This is a genomic window from Clostridia bacterium (assembly GCA_017410375.1).
Taxonomy (GTDB): Bacteria; Bacillota; Clostridia; order RGIG6154; family RGIG6154; genus RGIG6154.
In genome coordinates this window covers 1-12,718 of sequence record JAFQQW010000029.1, presented here as the reverse complement: position 1 = coordinate 12,718, position 12,718 = coordinate 1, and the positions used below count along the sequence as shown (strand labels likewise).

At 43.3% G+C, this 12,718-nt stretch carries 5 protein-coding genes; 3 read left to right on the top strand and 2 right to left on the bottom strand.

Features of this window, described 5'->3' with window-relative positions:
* Positions 1–170 precede the first annotated feature (170 nt).
* The gene (locus tag IJE10_04630) at positions 171–3,722 is read right to left on the bottom strand and encodes a family 16 glycosylhydrolase (GenBank protein MBQ2967394.1); all 3,552 of its coding nucleotides are present in this window, start codon (positions 3,720–3,722) and stop codon (positions 171–173) included.
* Between the two features lie 145 nt (positions 3,723–3,867).
* On the bottom strand, positions 3,868–9,600 hold the full coding sequence (locus IJE10_04625; protein ID MBQ2967393.1) for a family 16 glycosylhydrolase: 5,733 nt from the start codon (positions 9,598–9,600) through the stop codon (positions 3,868–3,870).
* A gap of 210 nt (positions 9,601–9,810) precedes the next feature.
* Between IJE10_04625 and IJE10_04620 the strand changes: the two genes are divergently transcribed.
* From IJE10_04620 to IJE10_04610, 3 genes are all read left to right on the top strand, one after another.
* Positions 9,811–11,049: an MFS transporter gene (locus IJE10_04620; protein ID MBQ2967392.1), complete on the top strand. Its 1,239-nt coding sequence runs from the start codon at positions 9,811–9,813 to the stop codon at positions 11,047–11,049.
* A 74-nt stretch (positions 11,050–11,123) separates the two neighbouring features.
* Positions 11,124–11,846: an SGNH/GDSL hydrolase family protein gene (locus tag IJE10_04615; GenBank protein ID MBQ2967391.1), complete on the top strand. Its 723-nt coding sequence runs from the start codon at positions 11,124–11,126 to the stop codon at positions 11,844–11,846.
* A 7-nt stretch (positions 11,847–11,853) separates the two neighbouring features.
* Positions 11,854–12,579 (top strand): hypothetical protein, encoded by a 726-nt coding sequence (locus tag IJE10_04610; GenBank protein ID MBQ2967390.1) that lies wholly within the window; start codon positions 11,854–11,856, stop codon positions 12,577–12,579.
* Positions 12,580–12,718 lie beyond the last annotated feature (139 nt).

Below are 12,718 nucleotides of genomic sequence, written 5' to 3'. Positions count from 1 at the left end.
TTGATAAATGCGTTTTTGCTATGAACAAACTTCGCCTCTCGACGTACCTTTGTACGCCTTCGGGTAACCCCAAACCGCGATGCAACGCGGTTTGGGCTCAGTTTGTCCATTCCAAACATTTTTTCCTATTCCCTAAAAAAGGGCTGTAAATTTATTACAGCCCCTTTTTTTTATTTTGTTCCGGTTGATGCTGATACGGGTTTAAAGTAATCTCCCCAGAAGAACAGCTGATACTTGTTGTTTGCATTTGTTAAGGTAAGGTCTACGGCAGGTGCTGTTTCATAAGTTGTAATGCTTTGTAAAATGCCGTTGCTGTCAAACTCTGCAAATAAGAAATTGTTGTGATGATTAGAAAGCGTACCGATATTTGCGGTTACTACCGTGCCGTTTTGTGCTGTGGTTGCACAGCCCGGATAGGGAATTAAGCGCACCGCTTTTGCACGGAGATTTGAGCCATCGTTTTTGCCTATAGTGATGGAGATTTCCGCATCCTGCGGTAAATCCTGCACACAAAGCTCATACCAGCCTGTGTATGTTTCTGTATCCTGAGATTGGTTAAAGAGAAATTTGTGTGATATGCCGTTTACCGAAAGTGTAACATAGCTTTTTGCAGCAGAATTTCCTGCCGAACAGGGCATGTAAATCTGAATGCTGTATTTGTTTGCGGAGCTTGGCGCAAAGTTCCAGGTGGCGGTGGCGTTATCCGGTGTATAATAAGAACCTTTAATGCCTGCGGCATTGGATTTTCCCCAAGTGCCTGTGAGGGTTGCTTCGGTGAATGTATGCAGTTCTTGCAATGGTTCGTCAAAATCACCTACCAGATAAATAGGGGAATTTTCCGGAACCAACCGCAAAGCCTTTGCGCGAAGCCAGCCGCTTTCTGTACCGTTTATCATGGAAACCTTAATTGTGTCGGACGGTTTTAATGCAAAGGTTCCCAAATCATACCAGCCTGCCCCGTTGTTTTCTGCATTCTCCGGTTTTTGATTCCATTCGTATCGGCAAGTTTCGCCGTTTACAGTCAAGGTGATGATGGCTTTTTCTGTGGCAGTCTCGAAATATCGTGGATTAAATAGTTGAATAGAGTAATTATCTTCTGTTTTAGGGGTAACCGTCCAGGTGATTTTGGCATCTTTTTCGGTGTTTCGTACAGCAATGCAGTCAGAGTAGATACCGCCCGATTGAATCCAACCACCGACTTTTTCGGCGGCATCACTGTTGTGGGCATAGTATTCGCTGAGTAAAACATCCCTCTCGCCAATAAAGGTTTCGGTTTTAACAGTAGGAACAAGGCGGATAGCATAAACACGCAGATGTCCCTGTGCAGATTCGCGCTGAACATGTAATTTTAAAGTTTTATCTTCTTCTGTGAAGGTGATATCTCCCAACGTGTACCATCCAATTTTTTCTTCATCGGTCTGATTGAGTGTATACTTTTGTTTTACACCATTGGCGTAAAGGTCAAGGGCAACGCCCGAAGCTGCATTGATTCGGTTGGGAGAATAGTATTCTAATGTATAGGTTCCGCTTTTTGGAGCGTCAATTGTCCATTCGGCATAAGAAGTATTATCGTCAGCATATTTGTGGGGCACTACATGATAAGAATTCAACCAGTCTCCGTAAAAATAGGCTTCGCTGAGCGGATAAACAGTCTGTTGATAGGCATCGCCCTGGTAGCTTGAGTACGTTGCCTGCAACACTGTTTCAGGGCTTGTATATCCAATCAATGCTTCCCGGCATATCGTGTCGGATTCTGCAGTAAAGGTAATATCATGTGGTGTCAGATACAGATAATCCTCACTAACCGATACTTGAATACCGGCTTTTTTTAGCTGTGCATCTGTCACATAAGTCGTATCATTGCTAAGTTCTAAATCAATACCTGTTGTTGATTTCAGCATCTGATAAGGGATGTAATATACATCGTCCTGTTTATAAGGGGTCAGTGTTTCCTCAAATAAGTAAGGGTATTTCTGATGCACGAAAATGCGGTTATTAAGCTGAAGAATGGTCGCTTCGCTGTAAAACAGCTCTTCGGTATATGGAACGCGAAGCTTTGTAATGCGCATATTCTTTTTTGTGCCGTCATGTGTGGCTCTGATGGTGAGTATTTCTTCTTTTTTCAGTTCAAAATCCCCCAAAGATACGTATCCTTCAACGCCGTTTTGAGCATCTAAAACCACGCTGGATTCGGTACCGTCCGGCAAAATAACTGTCATGGTCTGGGTTAAGGGGTTATCAGAGCGGGGCAGATGATACCATTGCGGTGTGTAATAACCATCTTTTGAGGCTTCAAATTCCCATTCTACAAAGGCGTCGGGGTTATTTTCATTCAAGTAATAGCCCATGATGCCTGAAGCTTTGAAGTCTCCTGCGTAATCGGTCGCGTGTTCAAATTCATATTCCTCTACATCAATAACCTTTTCACCCATGTATTTTTCATATTCGGGCGTGGCGGTTAAAGTGTAGGGCGTACCGCTTTGCAGATAAAATTCCAGTGCATCCATAGAAAGTACGGTTCCGCCTTCCGAAGAGGATTCCACTGTTACAAAAGCATAGTTTGAAATAGGAATATCTGTGATGCAAAGCTCGGTCCAGTCGTTTGATTGGGGAATGTTTTTTTCTGCGAGTACATTATTGTTTTGGTCATATACCACAACCCGAGCAGAGGTCAGACCTTCACTTGCTTTAAACTGTCCCTTAAAGGTGTATTTGCCGGGAAGCAAATAGCAAAGCTCCTGTCCCGAGAGCAGTTCGTAGGGGGCACCGCTTTTATGAGAGTGAACTATAAATTCATCATAAGCAAAAGGTGTTTTTTCTGTGGCTGAGGCACTTAAATCGCCCTTTAAAACATAATGGCGCGGAATGGAATCTTCACCTGCACGGTTATATTCAAAATTACCGTTTGAAAGCATATTTGTGCCTTGCATGGGACGTTGATAGTATCGGAAGTAATCGAATTCAGAACTGCCGAATAATCCGTTTTCATCTATTTTTGAAAGGTCAATGTTATAGGTGCCGTCTGCTTTTAAGTAGTGGTCGGGCGAAGCAAGAGCAGTCAGCCAGGTGTAAGCGTATCCGAAAAAATCTAAGTTTTCCTGGGTGCTGACAAGCTCGCCGTTTATGTAAAAGTTCAGGCGGTCGGGCAGACGTTCCATACCCATCACAAACCATTCGGTTACATCAAGTTCCGTGTATCTTTCGCGGAACGAGCTGTCTTTCCCACGATAAAACACATGTGTGCCGTGGGAAATGTTAGGATTTTTGCCATCTTCTCGGGAATCTATTTCAAAGATATCAATTTCTAAGGAAGAGGGAAATAGGGGTTCGTTTTCGGGCTTTTCGGCAAAGGTGTTGGAGCCTGTTGTCCAGAATGAGGTGTGCAAACCGTTTACGCCGTCAAATACCCTTGCACGCACCTCGTAATAACCATAGCCTGTTGTAAAGGTAGTGTGCACACCACCGCCCGAGAATTCGTTACCTACTTTTTTGTAGTCGATTAAAAGGGAGCCGTTCTCCACGCGTACATTTTCGGCTTTGTTCACACCGCCGTACCGTCCGCCGGTGCGATAATACCAAGTATCTAAGTTTAAGCTGTCTCCCTCAAACTCGTCGCTGAAAACCAGTTCGTACGAGCTATCGGGCGGAGCAGCAAGGCACAGCACTCCAAGGCTTATGCTAAATAACAGTATCATAATTATAAATAAAAGACCTTTTTTCAAAACTTATCCCTCTTTTTTTATAAAAAATAACCTAATTTTATTGTACAGTAAAAAGAAACGAAAGTCAACCCAGCAAGGGCGAGAAAATCGTTTTTTACATTCCCTAAAAAGGGGCTGTAAATTTATTACAGCCCCTTTAAAAAAATTATTCAACTGTCACAGGTTCACACAAAGGAATTGCGGTTGTACCGCCGTGAATATAATTTGTACCTTTCCATACGTACACAGTCTGACCGGAAGAAATCGGGAATTCAGCAGGAGCAGTGATGTTTAATGCAAAATTGTATGTAGAAGCCACCGAGCCGTCTGCGTTCTCAACAGTCACAAAAACAGGTTGTGCTTTATTTGTTAAGAGCGTAGCTTTGCCATTGGCACAAATCAAATCTACGCCGTCAGAAAGAGTGTCTGTGATGTAGAGATTTGAAAAATCATAGCCTGTGCCGGAATTTCGGTTGTAGGCTTCGGACAATCCACCGGTTAAATTTTTGAATGTTTTTCCATCAAAGCTTGTGTTGGTGCTTGAAGGAAGGTTAAGTGCAATGACAAGTCTACCACTTGAGTCGATGGCGTTACCCTGAATGGGACAATTAATGTAGTTATAAACTGTAGTTTCGTCACCGCTTGTAGCAGCATCATCGCTCTTGAATGACACATAACCGTTCAAGTACAAGCCTTTCATACTGTCTTTTGCGGTTGTATCAACCGGGATTGCCGAGAAAGAACCGCTGCTTAAAAGAATAACAAAATTGGTTTTTGCAAAGGTTTCGTCGCTTAACTGACGGTTTCCGTCATGGGTGATGTTTTCACTGATTGCATTGATCTTACTTCCAATGGAAATGGGCTGGAACAGATTCAGTTCAATTTTGTCTCCTTCACTGAGAATGTAACGGTCAAAGTTGTCAGTAACTGCCACCTTGTTAACGAAAACTGAAATGGTAGTAAGTTTTGTGCCGTCAAATACAGGTGTATTCATGTATTTGTTAAAGGCTTCTTTGGTGGTAAAGGTTGCCTGAACGGCAGCCGCTTCGTCCTTGCTGTCTGCTAAAACCAGACCTGCATAATTGAGACGAATCAAACCTGAAAGCTGAACGGTTAATGTGTGATAGCCTTCAGTAAGGGCGATTCCGTTTGCAGACTGTACTTTGTAAACGCCTGCTTGCTTCACACCACCAAGAATGAATTTTTTGTTGGTAGACGCATCATCCGAATAAAAGCTTGTACCGTCTACGCTTGCGACAATGTAACGACCTGTATCCCAGCAGTTACCCGATAAAACCAGGTGATAGGTGCCATTTTTGGGCACATTTACCTGCATGGTTACGGTTTTGCCAGAGTCAACGAAAACCTCGTTGCCTGACCATAGTTCTGCATAAGAGCTACCTGCACCTGGGGTCAAATTTAAGTTCTGACTCTGATAGGTATCGGGCGAGATTGCCATGGAAGCAAAGGTGAGAGCAGAAGCTGTACCGTCGCTTAAAGTAAGGTTCGGGGCAATGCCAATGTCGGACACTTTATCTGCCGCAACCAAGGCGTCCAGCAAAGTGGGATCGTTAATGGTGTTGCCGTTTTCATCTGTGGTGCGGACATTGGTGTAGTAGCTTTCTGCATCACTTGCCTTAACATTTGTATCCGTACCTTTTACCTTTACATTTACCGATTTGGTAATGGGTACAAGACGGATTGCATTTGCGCGGATATATGTACCGGAATTTTTACCGATTTCAACAGATATATTGTCGCTTTCAGTAAGATTCATAGAAGCCAGTTCGTACCAACCGGAGTAGGTTGCGGTATCCTTTCGCTGATCAAGCTTGAAACGGTGAACTGCACCGTTTACAGAAAGGATTGCATAACCGTTGTTGGTGGTGGAACCTTGGTCTATACAGGGGACAAACACCTGAATGCTGTAAAGATGTGTCTTTTTAGGGTTTACATTCCAGGTTGCAGTTGCTTTGATACCGTTTTCATCAGAACCATAATATGAACTGCCACCAACACTAGAAGTGGACCATTTACCGGTCTTGGTTGCACTGCTCATGCCGTAGAGTTCCTGGTCGGGAAGTGAAGTGTTGCCCACTAAAACCGCATCGGGCTTTTGCGGAACCAGACGAGCATCCTTTGCCCGTAACCAGCCTGCCTTTGCGTTGTTTGAAACGGTTAAGGAAACCGTATCTGTAGTCTTTAAGCTGTAAGTACCCAAAGTGTACCAGCCCGAGCCTGTATCCTCTGTGCTGTCGGGCTTGAGGCTTACGGTGTAGCGTTTTAACGCACCGTTGATTTCTAAGTCAATTGCTACAGAATCGGTTGCGTTATCTGTATATTTGGGTAAGAAAATTTCAATTTCATAGTTGTCGTCTGCTTTAGGTGTCATGTTGTAGGTGAGGGTTGCGTCTGCTTCGGAAGAAGCGTAGCAGCCTGCATATTCGCCGGAGGATTGAATCCATTCTCCGGTCTTTTCGGCATCGTTTCCGCTGTAATAATCCTTATACAGGGGATTTTCAACTGCAGAACGGGCAATGGGTGCACTTTCGGGAACCAGTCGGATTGCCTTAGCGCGAAGCCAACCGTCAAGGGTGCGGTTGGTTAATGTAACATTTACAGTATCAGAGGTTTTTAAATCGTAAGTGCCTAAAGTGTACCAGCCGTTACCGGTGTTTTCTGCACTGTCAGCGCGCTGATAAAGCGTATAGTAGTAAGGTTCACCGTTGATTTCAAGGAATGCGGTTGCGCCTGAAGGACCGCTTGCGGTATACTTGGGAACATATACTTCTATGCTGTAACGCGTGCTTTTTTGGGGCGTTGCAGTCCATGCAATAGAAGCATCTGCATCAGGAGATGTAATACAGCCCACATACGCACCGGTAGAGGCTTGCCATGCGCCTGTCTTTTGGGCGGTGTTGTAACTGTAATATTCTTCACCGATAGCGGTCTTGTCGTTCACAAAAGCAGGTGCTTCAAAGGCAGGGATTAAACGGAGATTGCCTGCATAAAGTTTACCGCTGCCTGCGAAGTTTGAAACCGAAACCGTTACGGTGTCTGCAGTTTCTAAATCCATAACGCCAAGCTCGTACCAGCCGTTTTTCGATTTGGTCTGGTCGAGCAGGAAATATTCTTCCTCTTCACCAATGGAAATAACAATTTTTGCACCGCTTGTAGCTGTAGCATCCGCAACGGGCGCATACATCTGCAGGCGATATTCTTTGCTCTCGGGAGCGGTTACTGTGTAGATGATAGTCGCATCTGTATTTTCGGAATAGCCAATTCCGTTTTCTGTATCTGTCCAAGCTTCGTTTTTGGTTGCGGAAGCATAGGAAATAACAGTCTGATTTGCTTTGTCGAATGCGTTAAAATATGCAGGAGTTTCAAATACGGGTACAACACGGATTGCATCGGCACGCAAAATGCCTTTGCCTGCCGCATTGTAGAAGTGGAGCGTAGCGGTGTTGCCGGCATCTGCTTCAAAAGTACCTAAGTCGTGCCAACCGGTCTGACCGTCACACTGGTCTAAGGTCGCAGTGTAGGTTTTGCCGTTTGCCATAAGGGTCACACCTGCCGCTTTGGTAGACGGACTTGCACTTTCATTGCCTGCGTGCACGACATTGTAAATCTGAACAGAGTATTTTCCATTCTCCGGGAAAGAAATGTCCCAGTCTGCATATATAGAAGCTGAACCGGAATACAAACTGCCACCATGGCCTAAAGAGGAGGTGCCCCAGCCGGCAGGAAGCGTTGCTTGATCGGTGTCATAAACGGTCTGGAAAGGCATAGTGTTTTTGCCTACATAGATTGCTTCTTTTTCAATATGAAGAAACGTGTCATTGAAATTTTCTATGCTTGAGATTGCGTTGTTGATAAAGCTTTCTGAAGCGGTGTATTTCTTTTCATATATAACGATGTATCCTTTGTCAATATAAACATTGTAGTCAGAAATAGAGTTGATTTGTGTTGCGGTTACATAGGTTTCGTTGTCCGCCACGCCGTCAATCGGTACAATGGACTTAATTGCCTGATACGGAATGTATGTTTCGGTGCCCAAAACGTAAGGATAGAGTGTTGCGGTTGCATCAAAGGCACAAGGGGAGCTTTTGTATTGGTAGATGGGGTTGTTCAACTGTGCAATCAAAGCGGTTTCCAGTAACAAATCGTCATGCGAAATAATGGATACGGGAGCAACACGCACATTCTGACCTTCGTCGGTGGGCTTGGAAGGTGTCATGGTAACGGTAACCTTTTGTCCTGCTGTGCCCGTAACTGTGGCGATTTTTTCCCATTGACCTGCATCTGCAGATGCGAGGGTTGTAAGAGAGATGGTGCCTGTAACTGCTGTGTCATCAACCTTTACTACATAGTTTTGTGTGGGCACGTTGTTGCTGTGCTGAATATTCCATACCTTTATATCGTATGTTCCGTCTTTTTCAAGGGTTGTTTCCCAGGAAGCGGAAATGTCTGTATATACATTGCCTGAGCGACCTGCAAGAGATGCCCAAATCTTTGAGGAGTATGCATAAGTATACAGATTGGCTATGGTTAAGGAAGAGGAATTCCATGTCTGACTGCTTCTTGTGGTTTGGTCTGCCGTAATCGTGGTTGCAGAGCTTTGCGCAGAAGCAATTGCATTATATTCTTCGTATTTGGTATCCCTGTAGCTTTCATAGCCTGTTTCACCATCTAAAGCATAGAAGGAAAGATCATCAGCTGTAACGGTACCGCTTGTAACTTCTACAACTACGTATGCAGAATCCACCACATCAATATCTTCCAGGGAAACTAAGGTCCAGGTAGAAGAAACGGGGATGGCGATTGATTTTAATTCAGCACCGTTTTTATCATATGCCACAAGACGTGCCACGGTATTTTCTTTTGCTTTGAAATAACCCTCAAAGGTGTATTTGCCGGAACTCAAATAGGCAAAGTTTTTACCAAGGGTGGAGTTTTTATTTATAACCGCGTTACAAAAGCCGTTGTGCGCAAAGGGTGTTTTATCCACTACAACAGAGCCGGTGGTATAAAAGCTCTTTACGGCAGAATCACTGGCTAATTGTCTGTTGAATTCAAAGTGCGGATTCGCCAAAAGGTTTACGCCCTTCAGTTTTTTCTGATAGTATCTGAAATAGTCATATTCAGAGCTGCCAAACAAACCGTTTGCATCTGCTTTGGTGTCATCAATATCTGCAGCGGTTACCCCGTAGTAAGCAAGCGCGGTAAACCAGACATTTTCGGCGCTGTACATGGTGTTTGCCGTACGGCCCACTTCCTGCCCGTTGCAGTAGTAGACAATCACGCCGGGCAGAAATTCAAAGCCCATAACAAATTCATCATTTGTGGTATCATCTCCGTCTGTATCGGTGCTGTAGTATTTGCTTCCGTAAGCAGCATGGTCTCCCCACCAGTGATGCAGGTTATAAGCTGGAACAGGTGTTTTTCCATCGCTTCTGGAGTTAAACTCAAAGCCGTCGATTTCAATGAGGTGATTTGACTGAGGAGACAAAGGTGCAGCCTCATTATATCCGATAGAAGCTGTCCAAAAGGAGGTGTGTAAACCTTTTACTCCGTTAAAGGTCTTTGCTTTGGTTTCGTAATAGCCGTAAGGGAAGACTTCACGGGTAATAACACCGCCGCCGGTGTAGGAATTAGCCGTTTTATTGTCATCAATCTTTTTGTAGTCGATTAAAAGCTTGCCGTCTGCGACACGAATGTTTTCTTTTCTGTTCGTGCCACCGGTACGGTAGGCCCAGGTCTCGGTATCAAGCTCGGTGCCCTCAAACTCATCGCTAAAGAGCATCTGGTAGCCGGTACCGGGTGCATCTGCAAATGCGACAACGCTCATGCAGGTTGTCAGCAGCAGAATACACAGCAGAAATAAAGTTACTTTTTTCATAGTGCGTTCCTCTCTTTTCTTTTTTTACGAATTTATTCTTTTAATTTGCAAACATACCTATTATAATTCTAACATAAATAGAGGTGAGTGTCAAACAAAAAGTATGTCACTTTTCTCTACGTTTCGTGGACAAAAAATCAATTTGTATCATTGACAACTCCACTATACAGTGGTATAATTTAGGCGAAATTTGGATTAGGTGGCGAATTTATGGAAAATCAAACCGAAAAACAAAAGGCAAGTCTGCTTTTGTTTGGCTGCTGTTGGCTGATGTACATGATTGTCTGCATGACAAAAACCAATTATGCGGCATCTATTGCCTATATTGTAAATGCAGGGATTTTTAATAAAACAGGCGCCGGTACGATTGCGGCTTCGTTTTATTTTATGTATGCGGTAAGTCAGCTGTTCGGCGGAAAAATCACCGATCTTATGTCACCTTTTACTGCTATGACAATTGGTGTTGTGGCATCTATTTTTACCAATTTTATTTTGGCGTTTACCACTAATTTTTATCTTGTATTTATTCTTTGGAGCTTTACCGGATTTATTCAGTTCGGTGTCTGGCCCTCTGCTGCACGAATCGTATCCTCTGTTTTAGTACCCGAACACAGAGGGAAAGCCGGGCTTTACATTACCTTTGCCATAGGTGTCGGCGGTATTTTAAGCTACTTCGTTGTGAATCCGATGCTTGAGGCGTGGGGGTGGATGAGTGTATTCTTTTTGAATGTTGCACTTCTTTGTAGCGGCTTGTTTTTTTGGCTTTTCGCCAAATCCCGTACCGAAAAAATATTGCTTGTTGAACAGACCGTGCCTCTTCAACAAAAAAAACTTCCAAAATCCGAGCATAAATTTATGCCTCTGTTCATGGCAAGCGGTATGATTTTTATTCTGTTTTTCGGTATCGCGCAGGCTATGCTGGACAACGGCGTAAAAACATGGGTTCCGACCATGTTAGATGAAAGCTATCACATTTCCGCTACCTTTGCCAGCATTCAAACGGCACTTTTGTATATATGCAATATCTTTGGTGTGCTTTTGGTGGTGCATTTGTTCCGTAAAATCAAAAATACCGTTCTGGTGCAAACCCTTTATTTTGCAATCTGTTTGCCGGCTTGTTTTATGATGCTGTTTATCGGCAAAATTCCGCTTTGGCTTGCAGTTGGGCTTTTGGTTTTATCCACCACCATGATTTACGGTATGACCAATTTAAGTGTCCGTATCGCAGCGGTGTTCAGTAAATTCGGCTACAGTGCAACGGTGAGCGGTCTGATTAATGCTATGGTTTGCTTTGGTATTGTAATCGGCAACATGGGCTACGGTTACATAGCAGAAAATTACGGATGGACGGCAGTTACCGCTATTTGGCTTATCATTTGTGCCTTAGCTGTAATTTTAGGTATTCCTGCAACTGTTATGTGGAAAAAGTTCGTAAAAAGTATACATTGAGAAAAGAGTAACGTAGGAATTTCTTCAGTTCGATGTTTGGATATCATTAATATCTTAAAAAAGGGAGAGAAAGTATGAAAATCAGCGAAAAAATCAATTTGGATATGCAAGGATTGATTGAACATGGTCCTATTACCATTGTAGCTTTTGGCGACAGTGTGACCCATGGTGCGGTAGGACCCGGAGAAATCAATTATGAAACAGTTTACTGGAATCGCTTAAAGCAAAAAATCAATGCGGTAAGAAGTTATGTACCCGTAAATGTTATCAACGCAGGCATCGGCGGTATTACTGCCAACGGTTCATTAGAACGCATGGATGCACAAGTGCTCTTGCATAATCCTGATTTGATTATTGTTTGCTTTGGTTTAAATGATGTAAACGGACCATTGCAAACATATCTTGATGCTTTGCGCACTATATTTGAAAAGGGGTTAAAAAGTGGGGCAGAGGTAGTGTTTATGACACCCAATATGTTAAACACCCGTGTGGCAGAGGATACTGAGGCGTGTCACTTAGAATATGCAGCGAAAACTGCTGAAATGCAAAACAGCGGAAAAATGGATTTATATATGGAATCTGCCGTATCGCTGGCAGAGGAAATGGGCGTTTTGGTTTGTGACTGCTATAAAAAGTGGAAAGCAATGGCTGAGTCTGAGGATATTACAATGCTTTTGGCGAATCGTATCAATCATCCGACCCGAGCAATGCACGAATTGTTTGCGGAGGAGTTGTTTAAGCTTTTGTTTTCTAATGTCGAGGACAAGGCAAGTGATAGCACCATGTATAAGGAGTGAGTTGTAAATGGATACAATCAAAATTAACAAAAAGCAAACAAAAATGATTGCGCACAGAGGTGTAAGTAAACTGGAGTGCGAAAACACAGTTCCTGCATTTGTGGCGGCAGGGAATCGTTCTTATTATGGCATTGAGACAGATGTGCATGTTACCAAAGACGGAAAACTGATTTTGCATCACGACGATACCACGTATCGTCTGACCGGAGTAGGAGAGATTTATATGGAGCAAACTGATTTTGACGAGCTTCGCTCCATTCCGTTAATCAGTCCCATTCCGGGAGATGAAGCAAGAAAAGATTTGTTTATGCCTACGCTGGAAGAATACATTTCGATTTGCAAAAAATACGAAAAAATTGCGGTTTTAGAGCTCAAAAATCCCATGCCGACAGAGGCATTACAAAAAATCTGTGACACGATTTCGGGGATGGAATATCTGAATGGGACAATTTTCATTTCTTTCTCGTACGAAAACTTAGTGGAAATCCGAAAAATGCTGCCAAATCAGAGAATGCAGTTTTTAACCTCTAAATATACCGATGATTTGATTGATAAGCTTAAAGCACACAATCTGGAATTAGATATTGCGCACAGCGAATTAAACAAGAAAAGGATTGATGCTTTGCACGAGGCGGGCATTAAAATAAACTGCTGGACGGTGGATGATTCTGCACGCGCGGAAGAATTGGCTGACATGGGTGTTGACTACATTACAAGCAATATTTTAGAATAAAAAAAGGGAATGTAAAAAAAGTCCGGATCGCAAAAACGCGAGTATAAAGGCGAACAAAGTTTGTGCAAACTCACGAGAAAGACACGAAATGAAGAAAACACGCAAAATTTTGCGCGTTTTCTTTTGATAAATGCGTTTT